Consider the following 23,120-nt stretch of genomic DNA (forward strand, 5'->3'; position numbering starts at 1 on the left):
AAAAACAAATAACGCCGCGATAGCTCGCGGCCTTATTTAAACGGGAAAGATTATGAAACTTGCAAGTTATCGCCATCAGGGCAAAAACAGTTACGGGATCCACACACCGGCAGGGCTTATCGATTTGGGCAGCCGTCTCGGTGACCGCTACGCCGACCTGAAAGCCCTGCTGGCCGGTCAGGCGCTGCACGAGGCCGCCGCCTTCCAGACCGACACGCCGGATGTCGCCGTCGCCGACGTCACCTTCCTGCCGGTCATCGTCGCGCCGTCCAAAATCCTCTGCGTCGGCATGAACTACGCCGACAAGCGCAAGGAGTTCAACGAGCTGAACCCCGCACCGACCCTGTTCGTGCGCTTCGCCGACTCCCAGACCGGCCACGGCACCCCGGTGCTCAAGCCCCACTACTCCAGCGAGTTCGACTATGAAGGCGAGCTGGCGGTCATCATCGGCAAAAACGGCCAGAACATCCACCGTGACGACGCGCTGTCCTTTGTCGCCGGGTACAGCTGCTACATGGACGGCTCCGCCCGTGACTGGCAGCACAGCTGGTTCACCGCCGGCAAGAACTGGCAGAAGACCGGTGCCTTCGGCCCCTGTCTCACCACCCGGGACGAAATTCCCGACCCGCACGCCCTGGCCATCCGCACCTTCCTCAACGGCCGCATGGTGCAGGACGACAACACTGCCAGCATGATCCACAAGGTGGCGGACCTGATTGAATACATCAGCACCTTCACCGCGCTCAGCGCCGGTGACGTCATCATCACCGGCTCGCCCGGCGGTGTCGGCAAGAAGCGCACCCCGCCGCTGTTCCTCAAGCCGGGCGACAGCATCGAGGTGGAAATCGAGAAGGTCGGCCACCTGCGCAACACCATCGGCGAGGCCGTCCGGCCGGTGACCGCCCCGCGTGCCGCGTCCGTGGCGGCCGGGCACTGAATCGTTCCCGCTGCCGGGTGACCGGCGGCGTCAGCCCCGCGGTGACGGGGCCCAGCAACAAGCAGGATAACCGTTATGTACGCCGATGACGACGAGAGTGTTACGTTTGCCACGCTGGATGCGCGCGTCCCGTCCCCCATGCTGGTGGCGATAACCGCGCTGCTGGCGCGCTGCCAGCTGGACCGGGACCAGGACGTCGAGTTTTTTGTGGCCGGCACGCATCACGGGCGGCTGGTGGCCTGTGCCGGGCTGTGCGCCAGCACCATCAAGTGCGTGGCGGTGGACCCCGACTTTCGCGAGCTCAGCCTGGGGGCGAAGGTGGTCAACGAGGTGGTGCAGCTGGCGGCCGAGCGCGGCCTGTTCCACCTGTTTCTCTACACCCGTCCCTGCAACGTCACGGCGTTTCGCGGCTGCGGCTTCTACCCGATTGCCTGCTATGACGACCAGGCGGTGCTGATGGAGAACACGCCGCTCGGCATCAGCCAGTACTGCCAGTCGCTGGCGGCCGAGGTACGGCCGGGGCGGGACATCGGGGCCATCGTGATGAACGCCAACCCGTTCACGCTGGGGCACCGCTACCTGGCCGAGCAGGCCGCGCAGGCCTGCGACTGGCTGCACATCTTCGTGGTGCGCGAGGACGTCTCCTTCTTCCCGTTCGCCGAGCGGCTGGAGATGGTGCGCCAGGGGGTGGCGGACATCCCCAACCTGACGGTGCACGCCGGGTCGGAATACCTGATTTCCAAGGCCACCTTTCCGGGCTATTTCCTGAAGGAAGCGGCGCTGATAAGCCAGGCGCACGCGGCGCTGGACCTCATCATCTTCCGCCAGTACATCGCCCCGGCGCTCGGCATCACCCGGCGCTTTGTCGGCACCGAGCCGTTCTGCCCGGTGACGCACCAGTACAACCAGGACATGCACCACTGGCTGGAGCAGGACGGGCGGGTGCCCGCCCCGGCCCTGACGGTGGTGGAAATCGAACGCACGCGCGAGCACGACGGGCAGGCGATATCCGCCTCGGCGGTACGGCGGCTGCTGCGCCAGCGCCAGTTCGACGCCATCCGCCAGATTGTGCCGGCGACGACGTTTGCGCATCTGCAGCGCTATGGCGAGCTCGCCTGCGCGTGACGTGTTTTTAATGTATCAGGCAGGAAAACCAACATGAAAATTATCAAGGAAGCCCTGGCGGGCACCTTTGAATCCAGCGACCTGCTGGTCCGGGTGTCCCCGGCGCAGGGCCCGCTGACGGTGGTGATAAACAGTGAAGTCATCAAACAGTTTGGCGCACAGATCACCCGGGTGGTGAACGACACGCTGAGTGCGCTGGGCGTCGAGTCCGGTACCGTCGTGGTGGAAGACAAGGGGGCGCTGGACTGCGTCATCCGGGCCCGGGTGCAGAGCGCCGTGCTGCGTGCCGCCGATGTGGATCAGATTGACTGGGAGACACTGTGATGAGCACCACGCAACCGAAAAAACTGCGCCGCAGCATGCTGTTCCTGCCGGGCGCCAATGCCGCCATGCTGTCCAACGCCTTCATCTACCAGCCGGACTCCATCATGTTCGACCTGGAGGACGCGGTGTCGCTGCGCGAGAAAGATACCGCGCGCCTGCTGGTCTACCATGCGCTGCAGCACCCGATGTACCGGGATATCGAGACCGTGGTGCGCATCAACCAGCTCAACACCCCGTTCGGGCTCAGGGACCTGGAAGCAGCGGTGCGTGGCGGGGTGGATGTCATCCGCCTGCCGAAGACCGATTCCACCGACGATGTCGACGAGCTGGAGCACCATCTGGCGCGCATCGAGAAGGCCTGCGGCCGTGAAGTGGGCTCCACCCGCATCATGGCGGCCATCGAGTCGGCGGTCGGGGTGATCAACGCCGTGTCCATCGCCCGCTCGTCCGAGCGCATGATTGGTATCGCGCTGGCGGCGTTCGACTACGTGATGGACATGCAGACCGAGCGCGGGGACGGCACCGAGCTGTTCTACGCCCGCTGTGCGGTGCTGCATGCCGCCCGTGCCGCCGGTATCGACGCGTTTGACGTGGTGTACTCCAACGTCAACGACGAGGAGGGATTCCTGAAGGAAGTGGAGCTGATCCGCAAGCTGGGCTTCAACGGCAAGTCGCTGATCAACCCGCGGCAGATTGAACTGCTGCACAACGCCTACGCGCCGACCCAGGACGAGGTGGACTACGCCCACCTGGTGATCAGGGCGGCGGAAGAGGGCGAGCGCGCCGGACTGGGGGTCATCTCGCTGAACGGAAAAATGATCGACGGCCCGATTATCAACCACGCCCGCCAGGTGGTGGAGCGTGCGCGGGCCTCCGGCGTGCGCCAGTAGGCCCGGCCCGGTTAACCGACAGATTCTGCACGGGCCGGCCGGTGGCGGGAGCGCGCCCCGGCGGGCCGTCGCAATGACAGGATGAGAGCATGAGTAACTTTATTGAAGCACTGCAGAAGCAATACCCGGAAAAAAGTCCGCTGCAACCGTTCGTCAGTGCCAACCACCGTACCCCCTGGCTGGATGACGTCACCGAAAAACACCAGCGCAAGCTGTGTGCCGACCTGGACGAGGCCATCCGCAAGAGCGGGCTGCGGGACGGCATGACCATCTCCTTCCACCACGCGTTCCGTGAAGGGGACAAGGTGATCAACCACGTGGTGGACACGCTGGCCCGGCTGGGCTTCAGGGACCTGACGCTGGCGTCGAGCTCGCTGATGACCTGCAACGCGCCGCTGATCGAGCATATCCGCAACGGGGTGATCAGCCGTATCTACACCTCCGGCATGCGCGGCAAGCTGGCGGACGCGATTTCGCACGGGCTGATGACCGAGCCGGTACAAATCCACTCGCACGGCGGGCGGGTGCACCTGCTGCAGAGCGGGGAGCTGACGATAGACGTGGCGTTCCTCGGGGTGCCGAGCAGCGACGAATTCGGCAACGCCAACGGCACGTCGGGGAAATCGCGCTGCGGGTCGCTGGGCTACGCGATGGTGGACGCGCACTACGCGAAGACGGTGGTGCTGCTGACGGAAAGCCTGGTGCCGTTCCCGAACATGCCGGCCAGCATCGTGCAGGACCAGGTGGACTTCGTGGTGCCGGTGGAGGAAGTGGGCGACCCGGCGAAAATCAGCGTGGGGGCGGCGCGCGTGACCAGCAACCCGCGAGAGCTGCTGATAGCCCGCCGGGCGGCGGACGTGATAGCCCATTCCGGCTACTTCAAACCGGGCTTTTCCATCCAGACCGGCTCCGGCGCGGCCTCGACCGCCTGTACCCGTTTTCTGGAAGACCGGATGCACAGGCAGGGGGTGACGGCGCGCTTTGCACTCGGGGGCATTACCGGCAGCATCGTCGACCTGCACGAGAAGGGGCTGATAGAGACGCTGCTGGACACCCAGTGCTTTGACGCCAACGCGGCGGCATCGCTGGCGAAAAACCCGAAACACGTGGAAATCTCGACCAACGTGTACGCCAACCCGAGCGCCAAGGCGGCGTGCTGCGACCAGCTGGACGTGGTGATTTTGAGTGCGCTGGAAATCGACACCCAGTTTAACGTGAACGTGATAACCGGGTCGGACGGGGTGATGCGCGGGGCGTCGGGCGGGCACTGCGACGTGGCGACGGCGGCGAACCTGACCATCGTGGTAGCGCCGCTGATCCGCAGCCGTATCCCGACGGTGGTGCGACAGGTGACCACCTGCGTGACACCGGGCAGCGCGATAGACGTGCTGGTGACGGACCACGGTATCGCGGTGAACCCGTCGCGCCCGGACGTGGCGGCGCGGCTGACCGAGGCCGGGCTGAGCGTGATGGCTATCGAAGAGCTGTACCAGCGGGCGATAGCGCTGGTGGGCGAGCCGAAGGCGATTGCGTTTCACGACCGCATCGTGGGGGTGATCCGCTACCGTGACGGCAGCGTGATCGACGTGGTGCGTCAGGTGAAAGAGGACAACGCGTGAGCGAGGCAGTGACAGATACTGCGGTCAGCGTCTCACTGGACAGCCTGCTGGCGGCGAAGGATCGCCGCCATGCACGCCAGCAGCAACTGCTGGCGTTGCACCAGTCGACGGTGGTGTCGCTGACGCTGGTGACGCCCGGTGCGGTGAAGGACTCGGCGCTGTACCGGCGGGCGATGGGGGAGGCGGTGGCGGCGTTCAACGACCTGTGCCAGGCCCGGGGATGGGCAGTACGTGAGCAGCAGCTGCACTGGCTGGAGACAGGGTCGGAGGCATTCTGGGTGATAACCAAGGATGCGCTGAGCGTGAAGGCGGCAGCGATTGCGCTGGAAGAGCAGCACCCGCTGGGGCGGCTGTGGGATTTTGACGTGTTCTGTCCGAAGGCCGGGTCAGTGAGTCGAACGTTGCTGGCGCACGATCACCGTCGGTGTATACTCTGTGAGGAATCGGCGCATGCCTGCGCGCGTTCGCGTCGGCATGCGTTACCTGCCGTGATTGAAAAAATCGAGAGTATCCTCCATGCCTGGTTTGACGCACACTGAATCGGTTGTTGCTTCTCCATTACTGACGACGCTATTTCCTGATGCCACCGGCGTGCTGGTGGCTTTACCTGATATTCATCAACGTGTCGTGGCCGCGCTGACGGTTGAAGTGATGCTGACGCCAAAACCCGGTCTGGTGGATAGGGATAATAATGGCGCGCATCGCGATATGGATGTGCCGTTATTTCAGGCCAGTATCGCCGCGCTGACCCCGTGGTTTGCCCGTTTTACCGAAGCTGGTATGACACACAGCCTGTTGCCGATAACCCAGCTATTGTCGCAGGTGCGGCCGATTGGTATTGCAGCGGAACAAGCGATGCTGGCTGCAACAGGTGGTGTCAATACCCACAAAGGCGGTATCTTTGCCTTCGGGCTGCTGTGTAGTGCTGCAGGCTGGCTTGCGGGGCGCCGACAGCCGTTGACACAAGATAGCCTATGCCAGTGCGTAGCCCAGATGAGTGCCGATTTGGTTCGCAATGAGCTGGAGAATAGTCAGCATACGGCGACAGCAGGCGAGCTTTTGTTTCGACGCTATGGCTTGACCGGGGCGAGGGGCGAGGCGGCCAGCGGGTTTGCTACTGCACGCCAGCATGCGTTACCTGCCTATCTCAATGCTCGCGCACAGGGTAAGGACGATGAATCCGCTTTATTGCAGACACTGGTAGTTTTAATGGCCAACAACCCGGATACCAATGTCGTTTCCCGGGGGGGAATAGACGGGTTGGCGTTCGTACAAGCCTATGCACGTAATTTACTGTCCGATGGTGTGACCCATCAGGGGCTACAGGAAATGAATCGTGCGCTGGTTGAACGTAATATCAGCCCTGGCGGTAGCGCCGACCTACTCGCACTGACCTGGTTACTTTCACACTATCCTGCCGCTTAAACCTCGTCTATTATTGACTAACAGCCCTTCCTGTTTTTCATGAATGTTTGCCTCTCATGAAATGTGCCTCGCGCTGGCGGGGCATTGTGCGTGCCGGAGATTCCTTGTAGGCCATATATTTCTACTATATTACGCTTCAGGTTATTGGCGGGTTTGGCAGAAATTGAACAACGGAATTGAACAACCGGATAAGTAAATAACAGGTTTTGAATAATGGCTTGCTGAATAGCTGATTATTGAATGACTGTGTGCGTTGGCCCCTTAGCAGGTTTATGGAAAAACGTGAGAAACCGGATTGGCGTATTGGCAACGCGATAGCAGGTGGGTATATAAGCTAATGAATTGATAAAGCACTAAAGTTGACGAGAAGCATGTCGATACTAGTGCCATATCGTATCCAGGGGGCTGGGACACTGAATAACGGATTAACCATTCAATCGACGGTGGGGATGGATGTAGTGGATGACAATATGAAAGAACAGTACGCCAGGCGTGGCAAGATGGCTATTTGCGCCACATTGCGCGGACTGCAAAAGCAGGACGCCACTGTAATGGTGTATCACACACATGGCCAATTCATCAGTAAGATCCTTGAGGTCGATTCGGACGAGGAAGAGTTCCTGTTTGACCTTGGCGCGCTGGAGCGTGAAAACAGCCGGGCGCTGTTTGCTGGCGAGCTTGGTTTTGTGGCGGAAACGGCGGGTGCCAAAGTTGAATTTCGTACTGCGATTATCCGCACGGTTGAACATGACAACTTGCCTGCTTTCTGCGCGGCGATACCTGACGTGCTGTACTATATCCAGCGCCGTAATTTTTTCCGCATTAATTCGCCAGCCTGGCCACCGATGGTTTGCCGTGGGGAATTACCAGACAGTACCTATTTTGAATTTAACCTGAAGGATCTGTCATTGGGTGGTCTGTGTATGTACACCGATGATCAAGGCCTGGCAGTGCTGTTTGAACCGGGAATGATATTGAAAAACGTCGATGTCGATCTTGCCAGTTACGGGCAGTTTTGTCTGGACATGGAGTTTGTCAACCATGCCACCACGAAAGTGGTCGACAGTAAAGGCGAAGTCAAACAAATAGAGCGCCTGAGCTTCAAATTCCCAACGTTAAGTGCGGTGCAGGAACGTGGATTACAGCAGGTTATTACTGAGCTGGAGTTGGATCAGAACGAAAAACGCAAACGCCTGCGTTGATTAAGAACATCAAGGCTGATGAGTGTGCACAAGTCGCACGCGATTGACATAACAGGTCTTGTCTCAAATTGCTAGCTGGGGCAAAATACGCGCCCTGAAAAACCGACGCACCGTTATCGCGTCGGTTATTTTTGTCTATAGAAAACCCCCAGCTAGGCTGGGGGTTCCGTAAAGCTTCCAGCTTTGGGGCGGATATAAAAACCCCTTTTGATTTGTTAAAACACCTTGCGGTCTGGCAACTGCAATGGTCAAACAAGAAATCAAAAGGGGGTCCCAATGGGGGACGAAAAGAGCTTAGCGCACACTCGCTGGAACTGTAAATATCACATAGTTTTCGCACCCAAATACCGAAGACAGGTCTTCTACGGTGAGAAACGGCGTGTAGTAGGGAGTATCTTAAGAAAGCTGTGTGAATGGAAAAATGTGCAGATTCTGGAAGCAGAGTGCTGTGCTGATCACATACATATGCTTGTGGAGATCCCGCCGAAGATGAGTGTATCGAGCTTCATGGGGTATCTGAAAGGCAAAAGTAGCCTGATGCTCTATGAACAATTTGGTGATCTGAAATTCAAATATAGGAACAGGGAGTTTTGGTGCCGAGGGTATTATGTAGATACGGTGGGTAAAAATACATCGAAGATCCGGGACTACATAAAGCACCAACTGGAGCAGGATAAACTGGGCGAGCAGTTATCAATCCCATATCCAGGTAGCCCGTTTACGGGCCGTAAGTAACGGATTTGGATGCAAATGTCAGATTGCGATGCGCCTGTTAGGGCGCGGCTGGTAACAGAGCCTTATAGGCGCATATGAAAAACCTCCGGCTATGCCGGAGGATATTTATTTTGTATTTCATCAAGAGGCCGGCGCTGTTGATGGTTCCGGATAGATATCAGTAACACGCATGCCATGCAGGCTGCGCAGAGTGAATAGAGAGAGACAATGGGGCAATCAGTTGTTTTTGAGCCGGTGCCCGCCGGCTGGTGCTGTAAACGCAGCGGCAAAGATGCTATCTGGGCAGACTTTGTAACGGGCGGCGTGTCTGCTGCTCATGCTCACCTCGGTTACAGCGACCTCGTTCGCGCGACCACGTCCAGTTACCTGAAACATCGTTGTGCTACGTTGCCATTGGCGATGAATTCATGGGTGATGGCGGCTATCGGTAAAGGAGGTTTGCGTAATGACAACTGATTCCACGGTTTCCACATCACGCGTACAACTGCGTAAGACCCTGACGCTGGTGCCAGTGGTAATGATGGGACTGGCTTACATGCAACCGATGACGCTGTTTGATACTTTCGGCATCGTTTCTGGGTTGACGGATGGGCATGTCGCGACGGCCTATGCCTTTGCATTGATAGCTATCCTGTTTACCGCTCTCAGCTACGGCAAACTGGTGCGTCGTTTCCCGTCTGCCGGTTCGGCCTATACCTATGCCCAGAAAGCCATTAGCCCGACAGTGGGCTTCATGGTGGGCTGGTCATCGTTGCTGGACTATTTGTTCATGCCGATGATCAACATCCTGCTGGCAAAAATCTATTTTGAAACGTTGATCCCCAGTATCCCATCATGGATCTTTGTCGTGTTACTGGTAGGGTTCATGACGCTATCCAACCTGCGTGGCATCAAAACCGTCGCCAACTTCAACAGCCTGATAGTGGTACTGCAGGTTGCCGTGATGGTGGTTATCACCGGGATGGTGATTTACGGTGTGTCTCAGGGGGAAGGGGCCGGTACGCTGGCCAGCAGCCGTCCGTTCTGGTCTGATAACGCCCACGTAGTACCGATGATTACGGGTGCGACGATTCTGTGTTTTTCATTCCTCGGCTTCGATGGGATCAGCTCGTTGTCTGAAGAAACCAAAGATGCCGGTCGCGTGATTCCGAAAGCGATTTTCCTGACAGCCCTGTTGGGTGGGGTGATCTTCGTTGTGGTGTCTTACTTCCTGCAACTCTACTTTCCGGATATCTCGCGTTTTCAGCACCCGGATGCTTCGCAGCCCGAAATCATGCTGTATGTGGCAGGCAAAGCCTTCCAGTTCGGTATTCTGATTTTCTCCTGCGTGACGGTACTGGCGTCTGGCATGGCAGCGCATGCTGGGGTTTCACGCCTGATGTACGTGATGGGCCGCGATGGCGTGTTCCCTGAGCGTTTCTTCGGTTATGTGCATCCCCGGTGGCGTACACCGTCATTGAACGTACTGCTGGTTGGCGTGATTGCACTGTCGGCGATTTCGTTTGATCTGGTTACCGCGACGGCGTTGATCAACTTCGGCGCGCTGGTAGCGTTCACCTTTGTGAACCTGTCAGTGATTTCCCAATTCTATATCCGTGAGCGCCGTAATAAGACGCTGAAGGATACGGTGAACTATCTGGTTCTGCCGGTCATGGGCGCGCTGACAGTAGGCGCGTTGTGGTTGAATCTGGAGCGTACATCCATGACGTTGGGACTGGTGTGGGCAGCGATTGGCCTGCTTTATCTGGCATTTGTGACGCGTCGTTTCAGCCAGCCGGTACCGCAGTACAACGAAGACTTGGCGTAATCTCAGGCGATGAGAACGGGCTCCTGCGGGAGCCCATTTTTTTGTCAGCTTTAAACCACCTCCTCGGGAGGTGGTGATTGTTTGTCTATAGAAAACCTCCAGCCAGGCTAGGGGTTCCGTTTACATACTCGATAACGGGTTTTGTGTTGCGGATTTATACCGACATCAGGCCAGCAGTTGTTGTGCATAGGCAAACAGTGCTTTTAGCTGCGTCGTTTTCTTTTCGTCGCCATCGTGCTGTTGGTAGAGCTGATCCAGCGTATCGAAATAGTTTTGTAACCGCTCGGTGGTAAATACTTCTCGGCGATGTGCCAGCCAGCGTTGTTGCTCCTGTTCGTCCAGCGTACCGGGAAAGTTGCGTGCCCGATAGCGAAACAGTAACTCCTCCACCCGACGATCGGCAAATTGGAGATTCAGTGCAGGGAGATGTTGAGCGTCGGTTTTACGGATAATTGCCATGGCGGCGCGATCGGCGTCACTAAAAAAACCATCGTAAAGTTGCAGGTCGACATCCTTAACGGCCTCAAACGGCGGTGCATCAGCAAATAGCGCCACGACTTTCTCTCTTACGCTACTGTTCTGACGCAACAACTGTAAATTGTTCAGGCAATGCTGGCGGTCGATACCCAGCCGTTCCGCATCTTCGGGTCGCAGTGTACTGGCTGGTGCCAGTACTGGGCATTTGTTGATATGCACCAGTTTAATAGGGACGGGCGATTCATCTTCGGCCAGTAAGTCTCGGCGGGTATAAAGCCGGGTACGCAATTCATCCGCATCCAGCGCCAGTAGTGGCTGAATATCTCCCGCCAGATCGCAAACAATGACCGCGTTGCGATTATCCGGGTGCCAGGCCAGCGGTACGATCCAACTGGTATTACCCCGTGCGGCACCAAACATACCAGAAACATGTACCAGTGGTTTCATTTGCGGGATATCGATTAACGCGCTGACTTTATTCTTGTTCCGTAACGCATAGAGATAGTCAAACAGTTTGGGTTGTGCCTGTTTAAGCAGCCGCGCCATCGCAATAGTGGCATAGACATCGGACATCGCATCATGCGCCTGCGTATGTTCAACACCATTGGCACGAGTCAGATGCTCCAGCCTGAAACTGGGAAAACCGTCGTCGTTCTCCGGCCAGATAATGCCATCGGGGCGTAAGGCATAGCATGCGCGCAACATGTCCAGCAAATCCCAGCGGGAATTGCCTTGTTGCCAACTGTAGGCATAAGGGTCGAAGAAGTTGCGGTAGAACAGGTTACGGCTGACTTCGTCATCAAAGCGGATATTGTTGTATCCCATGATGCAGGTGCCTGGCACGCTGAACGCCTCATGGATGTGGCTGGCAAACTCGGCTTCGCGTACTCCTCGTTTTTGTGCCACCTGCGGTGTGATGCCGGTAATCATTACCGCTTCCGGGTCGGGCAGATAGTCATCGGCTGGCTGGCAATAGATCACGATTGGTTCGCCAATCACGTTAAAATTCAAATCAGTACGGACACCAGCGAACTGCGCCGGGCGATCTTTGGCTGGGTGTTTGCCAAAAGTCTCATAATCATGAACGAAAAAAGTGGGTTCGATGTGTTGGTTTTGCACGGTTTCTCTCTGTTCAGCCTGGCGTCGGCGTGCGTTATAAAATACTCATACCGCCGCGCAGCGTGTTTGTCATCGCCGGTTTTAGCTAGCCTTAGAATCATGCGCAATGGTTCGCCAGCGCAACGGCAACGTATTACTCTTTCAGTAAAAAGGGTGACGGACAACACAAAGTCGCCATGGTAAACCATCCTGTCGTCTGACTAAAGCTGACCGCAGTGATGTTATGCTGTGTTGAATCGAGTCAGGTGCAATCCGCTCGCGGGAGTGATAGGGTGCACAGAAAGGCAACGATTGCATCAGCGATGTGGGTAAACCACCTTGTCGACGATAGCGGCTAACCTGTATGGTTAACGCAGAGCGGTTTCCGCGTGACGAATCTTAATCGTTAAGTAAGGGTAGAGAAATGGATAAGGCTAACAATAAGCCATGTTTTCAGGATGTACTGGAATTCGTGCGTATGTTCCGTCGTAAAAACAAGCTGCAGCGTGAAATTGCAGATAACGAAAAGAAAATCCGCGATAACCAGAAGCGTGTACTGCTGCTGGATAACCTGAGTGAGTACATCAAACCGGGTATGTCGATTGAAGACATCCAGAACATTATTGCTAACATGCGTAGCGACTATGAAGACCGTGTTGATGAATACATCATCAAGAACGCGGAACTGTCGAAAGAGCGTCGTGAGCTGTCCCGCAAAATTAAAGAAATGGGTGAAATCAAACCGCCGGTAGAGGCGAAGTAATTTCACTGATTCAGGGCCGGTTTCCGGCCCTGATGCGTTGGGGCGGGGCACTGCATCGGATGCAAGCCGTTTGCCTGGCTTACGACAGACTCATCACGATTTCCGGTGCCAGCGCGTTTTTCCCCTTCATGCAATTACGCCAGGCGCTGCCGGGGTCTCCGTTATCTAAAGATGTGGCATTGATAGCAGGAAGCTCTCGTACCTGCGTATCGACAAGTCTGCCGCCGTTCATCTCAATCGTCTGATTTTTAATGTAGTATCGCGTTAGTAGCTGATATCTCCCACCAAGGCGCTTCACCTGTGCCAGTATATCGGTAGTACATTCGTTGGCGGCGTTTGCCACCTGTTGAATCGGGTTATCACCAGGCGAACTCTGGGGAGTAATCGTGCAGGCTGATAACGTCAACGAACCGAGCAGTAAAGCCCCTACTGAAGAAATGCCATGCCTGTCAGCCATATGTGAGTTCTCCCTTTTTAATCGTTATCCCTGACACGCGTTGTGTATGCCGATTGATGTGCACAATTTTTTACATAATCTCCCGCTAGTTACGCAACCTGCATATCTAAACGGTGGTGCGATCGCGATAGACGATTGATCGGGATGCTGTTGATTGTCAACAGCGGTGCCTGGTGCGTGTTGATACGTTCATCGTGCCTCGCGGTCTCAATGTAATTGTGTGCAACTATTGCGGTTGTTTGCGTAACGCATTCCTGATGTGCCATTTCGGTCTACTACCGGGGATGGTGCGGTGGCAGACTGCAGCCGGAAAGGAGGATTGCCGGAACATCGGCGACAACAGGTAAGGGAATCGCCATCAGAATATCATTGAACCAACTGGCAACAGCATTGAGTGTGGGGCCACTGCTGTTGCTGATCATGCCAGAGATGCCGGATACCCGAGTGCTGTGGTGGGGGCTTCCCGCATTGTGGTTATTGCGATCACGTTTTTGTCTCCTCGGGTTGGTGGTGATTGGTGTGCTCTGGAGCTTCTACAGTGGGCGTTTGGTGCTGGATCAGGTGGAACGGTATACCCGACAGCCGCTGACAGCGAAGGTCAGCGTGAGCAGTGTCCGATTTGCACAAGCGGATGCCGATCAGGTCGTGGTGCGCTTGCTACAGATTAACGGGCGTTGGGTATTTCCGCCGCTCTATGCAAGGCTGGATGCACAACCGCAGATGAGTAACTGGTGCGGTGGGCAGTTGTGGAGTCTTCGGTTACGGCTGCGTCCTGTTCATAGCCGACTGAATGAAGGCGGATTTGATCGCCAGCGTTGGGCACTGGCGAAAGCCCAACCGTTTACCGGGCGGATCATGGCCGCGGAGGCTGAGGCATCAGCATGCGGGTTGCGCCAGCGATTGGTTGATATCCTGGAACGGCAAACCCTGCCGTTACCGTGGCGCTCAATCATACTGGCGCTGGCGGTTGGGGAAATGGCCACGGTGGACGACGCAGTGCTCGACGTACTTCGACAGACAGGGATTATGCACCTGATGGCAATATCGGGGTTGCATATTGCACTGGCAGCCCTGCTTGGCTGGAGTCTGGTTCGTGCGGTGCAATATCTGCTGCCAGCCCATCTGGTGGGGCATCGTATCCCGTTGTGGTGTGGTCTGTGTTTTGCCTGGGTGTATGTCTGGCTTGCTGGAGGAAACCCGCCTGCAGTAAGGGCGGCACTGGCCTTGTCGTGCTGGACACTGATCAGATTGCGAGGTCTGTCTGTGTCATCATGGCAGGTGTGGTTGTGGTGTGTGGCCGTAATTCTGGTCAGTGATCCACTGAGCGTTCTCTCAGACAGTTTCTGGCTCTCGGCACTGGCGGTTGCAGCCTTGATTTTTTGGTATCAATGGGCACCTTTGCCGCCGCACATGCAACACGCATGGCGATGGGTATGGCTGCGCGGATTACATATGCAGGCTGGTGTCACACTGCTGCTGATGCCACTGCAGGTGTTGATCTTTCATGGTGTTAGCCTGAGTTCGCTACCTGCCAACTTGTGGGCGGTACCGCTGGTTTCATTTGTGACGACGCCGTTGATTCTGCTGGCGTTACCGCTAATGGGATTTCCGGTGATGGCACAAGGTCTCTGGTGGCTGGCTGATCGATCGCTGGCACTGGTCTTCCTGCCGTTGCAGGCTATGCCACCGGGCTGGTTACCACTTGGAGAACATCTCGTGCCGTACAGCGTAGCAGGATGGCTGGCGGTTATCGTCTGGCGCTTCGGCTGGTGGAGAACATACCCGTTCAGTCTGCTGGCGTTGGTTCTCTTCATGGTGCTGCGTCCTAAACCACCGGCACCGTTGTGGCGTATCGATATGCTGGATGTCGGGCATGGGCTAGCGGTAGTGATTGAACGGCAGGGTAAAGCCTGGCTATACGATACTGGGCCCGGCTGGGAAGGTGGTAATAGTGCCGAGCGTGAAATCCTGCCTTATCTTAAATGGCGAGGGCTACAGCTGGAAGGCATTATCCTTAGTCACAGCCATTTGGATCATCGCGGTGGGCTGAAGACATTGCAGCGCGCATTGCCATCGGTGCCGATATACAGTTCGTTGCTTGAGCCGAGCCACCATCCTTGTGTTCAGGGGGAACAATGGCGTTGGCAAGGACTGACGTTTAGCGTTATCTGGCCGCCGCTACGGGTTCGTGAAGCTGGCAATCACGATTCCTGTGTGGTTCGGGTCGATGATGGGCATTATCGGGTATTGCTGACAGGCGATGTAGAGCGCGAAGATGAGACCGTATTATTGCGCACACACCCGGGCGAGTTAGCGGCGGATATTCTGCAAGTGCCGCATCATGGCAGCACCACATCGTCATCACCACCGTTTTTACGGGCTGTGGGGGCGAAAACCGTATTGTCGTCCAATTCCCGATACAATCCGTGGCGCTTGCCTGCGGTCAGTGTGGTAAGGCGTTACCGCCAAATGGGGTATCGCTGGCGTGATACAGCCAGCAGCGGGCAATTGAGTGTGCATTTTTTCGACGAAAGCATCGAAATGTTGCGCTACCGGGGTGAAATATCACCTCGCTGGTATCATCAGTGGTTTGGCGCTGGCCGGGATAATGAGTAATAATAGACGGCTATTTATCAAAGGCTCAGGTTTATTGCATGATTAATGATAAAGATCTCTCCACATGGCAGACGTTTCGTCGCCTATGGCCGATGATCTCCCCTTATAAAGCCGGGCTGGCCGTTGCGGCAGTGGCGCTGGTGGTCAACGCCGCAGGCGATACTCTGATGCTGTCCCTGCTTAAGCCGTTGCTGGATGACGGATTCGGCAAGGCTGATCGCAGTGTGCTGGTGTGGATGCCGTTGGCTATCATCGGGTTGATGATTATGCGCGGCATTTCCAGTTATGTGTCCAGTTATTGTGTGGCCTGGGTATCGGGCAAAGTGGTGATGAACATGCGTCGTCGGCTGTTCAGCCACATCATGGGGATGCCAGTGTCCTTTTTTGATCAGCAATCTACCGGCACATTGCTATCGCGCATCACCTATGATTCCGAGCAGGTGGCCTCCTCATCGTCAAACGCGCTAGTAACCGTAGTACGTGAAGGGGCGTCTATCATTGGCCTGTTTGTGCTGATGTTCTGGTACAGCTGGCAGTTATCGCTGATTTTGGTGCTGATTGCACCGTTCGTTTCCTACAGCATGCGGGTGGTGTCAAAGCGTTTTCGTAGTATCAGCAAAAATATGCAAAACACCATGGGGCAGGTCACGACCAGCGCTGAGCAGATGCTGAAAGGGCACAAAGAAGTGCTGATTTTTGGCGGGCAGTCCGTCGAAGCGGAGCGTTTCGATGCTGTCAGCAATCGCATGCGTCAGCAGGGCATGAAAATGGTATCAGCGTCTTCCATTTCTGACCCGGTGGTGCAGTTGATTGCTTCGCTGGCGCTGGCATTCGTGTTATATGCCGCCAGTTTCCCGTCGGTGATGGAAACGTTAACGGCCGGTACCATCACGGTAGTGTTCTCCTCCATGTTTACGCTGATGCGGCCATTGAAGTCGCTCACTAACGTCAATTCGCAGTTTCAGCGTGGTATGGCCGCCTGCCAGACCCTGTTTACCATTCTGGATATGGAGCAGGAGAAAGACACCGGTACTCGTGTACTGGAGCACGCTAGAGGCAATATCGAATTCCGTGATGTCAACTTCGCGTATCCTGGTAAAGAAACGCTGGCGTTAAAAAATATTAGCCTGCATATCCCACCCGGAAAAACCGTGGCGCTGGTAGGGCGCTCAGGTTCTGGCAAGTCGACCATCGCCAATCTCATTACCCGTTTTTACGATATCCAGTCTGGCGAAATTCTGTTGGATGGATGCGACTTACGCGATTATACGCTGCCATCATTACGCAGCCAGGTGGCGTTGGTATCGCAGAATGTTCACCTGTTTAACGATACCATTGCCAACAATATTGCCTATGCCTGCGGCGATCGTTACAGCCGTGAGGATATCGAGCGAGCGGCCCAAATGGCCCACGCGATGGATTTCATCGGCAAACTGGAGCAGGGGTTGGATACCGTTATCGGTGAGAACGGGGTGTTGTTGTCTGGCGGTCAGCGTCAGCGCATCGCTATTGCCCGGGCGCTGTTGCGGGATTGCCCGATTCTGGTTCTGGATGAGGCGACATCGGCGCTGGATACTGAGTCGGAGCGTGCTATCCAGGCGGCACTGGACGAGTTGCAAAAAAACCGTACTGCACTGGTCATTGCCCACCGTTTATCCACGATTGAAAATGCGGATGAAATCCTGGTGGTAGAGGATGGGCAGATCATCGAGCGTGGTCAGCATGATGAGTTGCTGGCGCGTAATGGGGCCTATGCCCAGCTCCACAAGTTGCAGTTTGGCGCATGATTGAACGCATCTGGTCAGGGCGCTCGCCGCTGTATCTGGTGTTGCTGCCGCTGTCGTTGCTTTATGGGCTGGTGAGCCATCTTATACGGCTGAGCTACCAGTATGGCTGGCGTAAGGTATGGCGTGCACCAGTGCCAGTGGTCGTCGTTGGAAATTTGACGGCGGGTGGCAATGGTAAGACACCTGTTGTTGTCTGGCTGGTGGAGCAATTGCAGCAACGGGGTTATCGCGTTGGTGTGGTATCGCGTGGTTATGGCGGTAAAGCGGAGCAGTATCCGCTGCAGGTTACGAATAAGGTGACGACCACACAGGCCGGTGATGAACCGCTACTGATTTACCAGCGTACCGGTGCACCCGTTGCGGTGGCCCCTAAACGCTGTGATGCAGTGAAGGCATTGCTGGCTCAGCACCCACTGGATGTAATTGTAACGGATGACGGTTTGCAACATTACGCACTGGCTCGGGATATGGAGCTGGTGGTGGTAGACGGTATTCGTCGCTTCGGCAATGGTTGGTGGTTGCCTGCCGGACCGATGCGGGAGCGCGCCTCGCGCTTGCGGACTGTTGACGCAGTCATTGTGAATGGGGGTGAAGCGAAACCGGGTGAGATTGCCATGCAACTCACGGCGGGTGACGCCGTGAATTTGCTGACCGGAGAACGCCGGGCGGTAGCGACATTGCCGCCACTGGTTGCTATGGCGGGAATCGGCCATCCACCGCGCTTTTTTGCTACGCTGAAAGCGCTGGGAAGTACGCTTTTGCGTGAAGTGGCGTTCGCCGACCACCAACACTGGCAAGCTGAAGAGTTACAGCGGCTGACTGACTCTGACCAGCAACCCCTGATGATGACGGAGAAGGATGCGGTGAAATGTCGCGCCTTTGCTCGTGCTAACTGGTGGTATCTGCCAGTTGATGCCGCATTGTCGGTGCCGGAGTCGACGTTACTATTACAGCGTCTGACGCAATTGATTGATACGAAAAGTAGTATGTCGCGTCAGACGAAAATCGGGTGACCGGCTATTTTTGATAATCGCTTCTTGATGGGAGGAAGCATGGATCATCGTTTACTTGAAATCGTGGCTTGCCCGGTGTGTAACGGGCGGTTGGTTTTTGACAAAGAAAAACAGGAACTGATTTGTAAAGTCGACGGGCTGGCTTACCCAGTGCGGGATGGCATTCCTGTATTGCTGGAAAACGAAGCTCGCTCACTGGCGCCGGATGAGATTGCACAATGACGTTTACTGCAATTATTCCCGCTCGCTATGCCTCTACCCGGCTGCCAGGCAAGCCGCTGGCGGATATTCATGGCAAACCGATGGTGGTACACGTCATGGAGCGTGCCCGTGAGTCGGGTGCCAGCCGTGTTGTGGTGGCGACCGATCATGCCGATGTTGCGCGCGCCATTGAACTGGCGGGTGGCGAAGTCTGTTTGACCAGCCCGGATCACAACTCCGGTACCGAGCGGCTGGCTGAAGTGATCGACCGTTATGGGTTTGCCGATGATGAAATCATCGTCAACGTACAGGGTGATGAACCGTTGATCCCACCGGTGATCATTCGTCAGGTAGCAGATAATCTGGCGGGGAGCCGTGCCGGTATGGCAACGCTGGCTGTGCCGATCACGACCTGTGAGGAAGCGTTTAATCCGAACGCAGTGAAAGTGGTCACCGATGCGGAAGGGTATGCGCTTTACTTCTCTCGCGCCACAATCCCGTGGGAACGCGACCGCTTTGCTGAATCCCGGGAGACCATTGGTGATCATTTCCTGAGACATATCGGGATTTATGCGTATCGTGCCGGATTTATCCGTCGATATGTTGGCTGGGAACCCAGCCAACTGGAAAAAATCGAAATGCTGGAACAACTGCGTGTGCTCTGGTACGGCGAGAAGATCCATGTCGCGGTAGCCAAAGAAGTGCCGAGCGTCGGGGTTGATACCCCTGAAGACTTGGCTCGGGTCAGAGCGGTAATGATGGCTAACTGACGTCGGTTTCGGTATACCGTCTCGCAAGCGCATGTGCTAACAACACATGCGCTTTTTTTATCCCACCTTTTTTATCACACACAGGGCCGTCATCGGTGCCAGTCGTTCAGCATCATCCGCATAACGCCTGCCAGTGGCCTCGCTGGTCAGTTCTGTCTGAAGATTTGCCAGCTTTGCCTGAAGAGAGGGTAATCCTGTCATGAATAAATCCGGTGTCTGAGAAGGCCGGTTTTTATTATTGGCAGGAATAATGAAACAGCGGAATGAAAAAAAGGAATGAAAAAGGAATGAAAAAAGAATGAAAAAGAGATCGGAATAATAAAAACCGATGACGCAGATGCACAATGATTAACCATGGCTTATTATTGGATGGCATTCATCCCATTATGATGAATGTATTGATTTTTTTACTTAAGGATGGAGTAACAATGAATATGAATAAAAAATTTTTACCCATAATCATGGGATGCGTACTGACTGGGACTGCCGCACACGCTCTGGCGGCAGAATACTATCTGGCACCGAACGGCAGTGATTCGGGTAACGGCAGTAAAAGCGCCCCCTGGAAATCGTTCACCCGCGCACAACAAACCCTCTCCCCGGGTGATCGCCTGTGGGTTCGTGGTGGGAGCTATACCTTTACCGCCGGGCTTAACAACTGCGCCAGTCAGACGGATATCGTGAATGCGATTACGCTCAACAAGAGTGGTACCTCCGGCAAACGCATTGAATATGTTGCCTATACTGGCGAAACACCGGTATTTGATTTCAGCCAAATGAAAGATGACTGCCGCGTTAAAGGATTTAACGTCGTCGCAGACTGGGTAACCCTGAAAGGGCTGGAAATAAAAGGCGTGCCGCAAAACAATAATAAAAACCACGAATCATGGGGTGTATGGATAAAAGGCAGTAACAATCGGTTTGAGCAACTCGATATCCATCACATCATGGGGACGGGGTTATTCTTGCAAAATGGTGCGTATAACACCGTACTTAATTCTGACTCGCACCATAACTATGATCCGTTGACGTCCAATGGTGCCGGGCAGAGTGGCGATGGCTTTGGCGCGCATATTGCTGCTAACATGCCAGGCAATATTTTCAGCGGTTGCCGTGCCTGGTCTAATTCGGATGATGGTTTTGATCTTATCAACGCCTATTCCGCGGTCACTATCGAGAACTCCTGGGCTTGGTCTCACGGTTATCTGCCCGGTACCACAACATCCCTGGCGGCCGGTAACGGCAACGGCTTCAAGGCGGGTGGCTATGGTGCTAAATATATTAGCAATGCGCCGAAACACATTGTGAGAAATTCGGTCGCCTTCCTGAATAAAGCCGCCGGTTTCTATGCTAACCACCATCCGGTTGCGAACGATTTCTTCAACAATACGTCGTACAGAAATGCGGTTAACTTCAGCATGCGCGGCATTGACGAAAACGGTAATGCGATAGCATTGGGTACCCTGCGCAACAATATTTCCTATGCGGCGAAGTCGCAATCACTGGCCTATACCGATGGCGCGAATATGCGCTACAACTCCTGGAATTACAGCAACGTGATTTCTGATGCGGAATTCCAGAGTGTATCGACCACCGGTTGGGATGCACCACGTCAGGCTGATGGCAGCTTACCGGTGCTCAAACACCTGCGTCTGGCGACAGATAGCTGGATGATCGATAAGGGCGGTGACGTGAAGATTGCGTATCAAGGTGCCGCGCCGGATCTGGGGGCGTTTGAGCTGAAATAAGGTGAGCTGAAAAATAAGGTGAGTTGAAAATACGTAGAGGTGTGGCCGTTATCTGGAAGGATAGATGACGATACCACCGGATAATCTCACGGATGCCCGCTTCGGCGGGCCTTTTTTTGCCGGTAAACCAGCGACAGTGGGGATGGTCGTTTTGTTGGATGACTGAATACTGTCTATCGTCAATCAGTTGCACCGGTGTATATCCCGCTTTCTTTGATCTGCATTGGGGAAATTGTTATGTGCTACTCGCATGATAAAGGCATGTGACAACGACACAAGTCTGCAACCGCGAGATAGGTCGCTTATGGAACTCTTGAAAGCTGAATTGAGTACGGTGCTGGGGGAATCACTCAGTCGCCTTGAACGCATCAGTGAACAACCTTACGCGCACTTGTATGCTCTGTACGATCACGCGGGCAATGCCATGCCACTGCTGGCGAAAAGTTATATTTGCCAGGGCGTTGCCGGGCAGGAAGCGTATAAGCTGACCATGCTGTCCCGCGAAGGTGAGGTCAGGCTACCCACCGTTTACGGGATGGTGATGACACATCAGGCACCTTATAAGGAGTTGCTGCTCATCGAACGCTTGCGTGGCGTATCGGTAGAAGCACCGTCCCGCTCGCCCCAGCGCTGGACGTTACTGATGGATCAAATTGTCGAGAACATGCTGGCGTGGCACCGCATCGACAGTCATGGTTGTGTCGGCACGGTGGACAGTACACAGGATAATAGTTGGGCAAACTGGTATCGCCAGCGACTGGAGGTGCTGTGGGCCACGCTGATGAATGTCAACGCTACGCAACTGACCCAGCAGGATCGCACTGTGCTGTACCGCTCGCGGCAAAGTCTGCCCAGATTGTTTGAGGACTTCGATGACAACTGTGTACTGGTGCATGGCAATCTGACCTTGCGCAGCATGCTCAAAGACCCCCGCAGCGATCAACTGCTGGCGATGATCAATCCCGGCATGATGCTGTGGGCCCCGAGAGAGTATGACCTGTTCCGTTTGTGCGAAGAGCCGGGTATGCCGGAGCAGTTGTTTTATCACTATCTGAAACAGGCACCGTTGGCTGAGTCCTTTGTTTGCCGCCGCTGGCTGTACATCCTGTGGGCGGCGGTTTCCCGTTATATCCACACTGGTCAGTTGGATCGCCCGTTGTTTGATACCGCAACCCGAGAATTACTGCCCTGGCTTGAATAATCAGCAACGCGGGTGATGTCTGAATCTCCCGCGTTGCTGTTGTCAGTCTATCCGCTCTCAGTCGGTCGGCTATCAGGATTCCGGCTGGGGGGTGACCCCTTTCATTTGTTGCCAGATAAGCCCCAGCCCTTCATACCAGGCGCGTTCACTGTGAGACAGATAGAGCGCGGAGGGGAATACCCGCTCCCAAGGGTTCAACGGCGAGGTGATGGCCAATTGATTGGCGGGCGCAGGAATGGGATGCAGGCCACGAGCCTGAAAAAAGCGAATAGCGCGTGGCAGGTGGTTGGCAGAGGTGACCAGCAGGAATGGCTGTTTGCCGATCAGGGCCTCGGTTCCCGCCGCTTCTTCTTCCGTATCGCGCGCCTTATCCACCAGCAGGATATCTTGTGCGGGCACACCCAGGCTTTCTGCAACCCGTGCGGCAGTGCTGGCGCTGGTTACGGGATTACCCTGTGCTGCGGCTCCGGTAAAAATGAGTCTGGCACCAGGATTAGCTCGCCAGAGCCGAATACCTTCGGTGACCCGGGCAAGGCTGTTGTTGATAAGGTTCGCGCTGGGGGGCCAGTCTGGATTAAAGGTATACCCTCCACCCAGCACCACGATGTAATTCACTTTAGGAAAATCCGGCGTCCAGGTCGGGTAGCGGGATTCCAATGGCAACAGCAGCCTGTCAGCCACGGGCTGCAGGCTCAGCAATAACAGGGCCAGCCAGCCGCCGGTCAGCATGATTCGGGCGGTTTTTTGCCAGCGCGAAAACCACAACAGGGCGAGCGCGATACCCAGCACCAGCATTAACAACGGCAGTGGCAGTAACAGACTACCGATGTATTTTTTGACGGCAAACAGCATAAAATAGCGTCCCTTTTGAATGAAAAAACATCATACGGGCGAAATTAGCGTGTTCAAACCATTTATTCCAGGC

At 55.5% G+C, this 23,120-nt stretch carries 23 protein-coding genes; 19 read left to right on the forward strand and 4 right to left on the reverse strand.

Features of this window, described 5'->3' with window-relative positions:
- Positions 1–52 precede the first annotated feature (52 nt).
- From LF929_RS09450 to LF929_RS09500, 11 genes are all read left to right on the forward strand, one after another.
- Positions 53–937 carry a fumarylacetoacetate hydrolase family protein gene (locus LF929_RS09450; RefSeq protein ID WP_210177740.1) on the forward strand — a complete coding sequence of 295 codons (885 nt, stop codon included), beginning with the start codon at positions 53–55 and terminating at the stop codon, positions 935–937.
- A 75-nt stretch (positions 938–1,012) separates the two neighbouring features.
- Positions 1,013–2,062 (forward strand): [citrate (pro-3S)-lyase] ligase, encoded by a 1,050-nt coding sequence (gene citC / locus LF929_RS09455; protein WP_226092913.1) that lies wholly within the window; start codon positions 1,013–1,015, stop codon positions 2,060–2,062.
- Between the two features lie 33 nt (positions 2,063–2,095).
- The gene (citD, locus tag LF929_RS09460) at positions 2,096–2,386 is read left to right on the forward strand and encodes a citrate lyase acyl carrier protein (protein WP_038908454.1); all 291 of its coding nucleotides are present in this window, start codon (positions 2,096–2,098) and stop codon (positions 2,384–2,386) included.
- On the forward strand, positions 2,386–3,276 hold the full coding sequence (citE, locus tag LF929_RS09465) for a citrate (pro-3S)-lyase subunit beta (RefSeq protein WP_153509092.1): 891 nt from the start codon (positions 2,386–2,388) through the stop codon (positions 3,274–3,276). The genes citD and citE overlap by 1 nt, the downstream gene beginning before the upstream one ends.
- Before the next feature lie 89 nt (positions 3,277–3,365).
- Positions 3,366–4,895 carry a citrate lyase subunit alpha gene (gene citF, locus LF929_RS09470; protein WP_368678967.1) on the forward strand — a complete coding sequence of 510 codons (1,530 nt, stop codon included), beginning with the start codon at positions 3,366–3,368 and terminating at the stop codon, positions 4,893–4,895.
- The gene (gene citX, locus LF929_RS09475; protein WP_368678968.1) at positions 4,892–5,434 is read left to right on the forward strand and encodes a citrate lyase holo-[acyl-carrier protein] synthase; all 543 of its coding nucleotides are present in this window, start codon (positions 4,892–4,894) and stop codon (positions 5,432–5,434) included. The genes citF and citX overlap by 4 nt, the downstream gene beginning before the upstream one ends.
- Complete coding sequence (gene citG / locus LF929_RS09480; RefSeq protein ID WP_038908128.1) at positions 5,412–6,320, forward strand: triphosphoribosyl-dephospho-CoA synthase CitG; 909 nt, start codon at positions 5,412–5,414, stop codon at positions 6,318–6,320. Before citX ends, citG begins: the two co-directional genes overlap by 23 nt.
- Positions 6,321–6,769: 449 nt before the next feature.
- Positions 6,770–7,522, forward strand: a complete 753-nt coding sequence (locus LF929_RS09485; protein ID WP_038908127.1) for a flagellar brake protein — start codon at positions 6,770–6,772, stop codon at positions 7,520–7,522.
- A 276-nt stretch (positions 7,523–7,798) separates the two neighbouring features.
- Positions 7,799–8,257, forward strand: coding sequence for an IS200/IS605-like element IS1541D family transposase (gene tnpA, locus LF929_RS09490; RefSeq protein WP_033570971.1), 459 nt, complete (start codon positions 7,799–7,801; stop codon positions 8,255–8,257).
- Positions 8,258–8,464: 207 nt separating this feature from the next.
- Positions 8,465–8,713, forward strand: coding sequence for a hypothetical protein (locus LF929_RS09495; protein ID WP_016941182.1), 249 nt, complete (start codon positions 8,465–8,467; stop codon positions 8,711–8,713).
- Positions 8,703–10,064 carry an APC family permease gene (locus LF929_RS09500; protein WP_012884921.1) on the forward strand — a complete coding sequence of 454 codons (1,362 nt, stop codon included), beginning with the start codon at positions 8,703–8,705 and terminating at the stop codon, positions 10,062–10,064. The genes LF929_RS09495 and LF929_RS09500 overlap by 11 nt, the downstream gene beginning before the upstream one ends.
- Before the next feature lie 165 nt (positions 10,065–10,229).
- On the opposite strand, the gene sbcB is transcribed toward LF929_RS09500, so the two are convergent.
- Complete coding sequence (sbcB, locus tag LF929_RS09505; RefSeq protein ID WP_226092587.1) at positions 10,230–11,660, reverse strand: exodeoxyribonuclease I; 1,431 nt, start codon at positions 11,658–11,660, stop codon at positions 10,230–10,232.
- Between the two features lie 403 nt (positions 11,661–12,063).
- Between sbcB and LF929_RS09510 the strand changes: the two genes are divergently transcribed.
- Entirely contained in the window at positions 12,064–12,402 is a 339-nt protein-coding gene (locus LF929_RS09510) for a DUF496 family protein (protein WP_226092586.1), read from the forward strand.
- A gap of 79 nt (positions 12,403–12,481) precedes the next feature.
- On the opposite strand, the gene LF929_RS09515 is transcribed toward LF929_RS09510, so the two are convergent.
- A complete protein-coding gene (locus LF929_RS09515) occupies positions 12,482–12,859 on the reverse strand; it encodes a hypothetical protein (RefSeq protein WP_226092585.1) in 378 nt (125 codons plus the stop codon).
- A gap of 420 nt (positions 12,860–13,279) precedes the next feature.
- On the opposite strand from LF929_RS09515, the gene LF929_RS09520 reads away from it, so the two are divergent.
- The 5 genes from LF929_RS09520 to kdsB are packed head-to-tail and all read left to right on the forward strand — an operon-like array spanning position 13,280 to position 19,246.
- On the forward strand, positions 13,280–15,475 hold the full coding sequence (locus LF929_RS09520; RefSeq protein ID WP_264084967.1) for a ComEC family protein: 2,196 nt from the start codon (positions 13,280–13,282) through the stop codon (positions 15,473–15,475).
- 38 nt (positions 15,476–15,513) lie between these two features.
- Positions 15,514–17,262 carry a lipid A ABC transporter ATP-binding protein/permease MsbA gene (msbA, locus tag LF929_RS09525; protein WP_038908121.1) on the forward strand — a complete coding sequence of 583 codons (1,749 nt, stop codon included), beginning with the start codon at positions 15,514–15,516 and terminating at the stop codon, positions 17,260–17,262.
- A complete protein-coding gene (lpxK, locus tag LF929_RS09530; protein ID WP_210175712.1) occupies positions 17,259–18,275 on the forward strand; it encodes a tetraacyldisaccharide 4'-kinase in 1,017 nt (338 codons plus the stop codon). The genes msbA and lpxK overlap by 4 nt, the downstream gene beginning before the upstream one ends.
- A 39-nt stretch (positions 18,276–18,314) precedes the next feature.
- Positions 18,315–18,497, forward strand: a complete 183-nt coding sequence (locus LF929_RS09535; RefSeq protein ID WP_012884914.1) for a Trm112 family protein — start codon at positions 18,315–18,317, stop codon at positions 18,495–18,497.
- Complete coding sequence (gene kdsB / locus LF929_RS09540; RefSeq protein ID WP_016941188.1) at positions 18,494–19,246, forward strand: 3-deoxy-manno-octulosonate cytidylyltransferase; 753 nt, start codon at positions 18,494–18,496, stop codon at positions 19,244–19,246. Before LF929_RS09535 ends, kdsB begins: the two co-directional genes overlap by 4 nt.
- A 57-nt stretch (positions 19,247–19,303) precedes the next feature.
- Here kdsB and LF929_RS09545 read toward each other — a convergent pair whose 3' ends face one another.
- Positions 19,304–19,447 (reverse strand): hypothetical protein, encoded by a 144-nt coding sequence (locus tag LF929_RS09545; protein WP_226092583.1) that lies wholly within the window; start codon positions 19,445–19,447, stop codon positions 19,304–19,306.
- A gap of 227 nt (positions 19,448–19,674) precedes the next feature.
- On the opposite strand from LF929_RS09545, the gene pelN reads away from it, so the two are divergent.
- Complete coding sequence (pelN, locus tag LF929_RS09550) at positions 19,675–20,994, forward strand: pectate lyase PelN (RefSeq protein ID WP_226092582.1); 1,320 nt, start codon at positions 19,675–19,677, stop codon at positions 20,992–20,994.
- A 304-nt stretch (positions 20,995–21,298) separates the two neighbouring features.
- On the forward strand, positions 21,299–22,195 hold the full coding sequence (locus LF929_RS09555; protein WP_016941190.1) for a YcbJ family phosphotransferase: 897 nt from the start codon (positions 21,299–21,301) through the stop codon (positions 22,193–22,195).
- Between the two features lie 72 nt (positions 22,196–22,267).
- Here the strand turns inward: LF929_RS09555 and elyC are convergent, their stop codons facing one another.
- Entirely contained in the window at positions 22,268–23,047 is a 780-nt protein-coding gene (gene elyC / locus LF929_RS09560) for an envelope biogenesis factor ElyC (protein ID WP_038908116.1), read from the reverse strand.
- Between the last annotated feature and the right edge of the window lie 73 nt (positions 23,048–23,120).

This window comes from Dickeya oryzae (genome assembly GCF_020406815.2).
GTDB classification, from domain to species: Bacteria; Pseudomonadota; Gammaproteobacteria; order Enterobacterales; family Enterobacteriaceae; genus Dickeya; species Dickeya oryzae.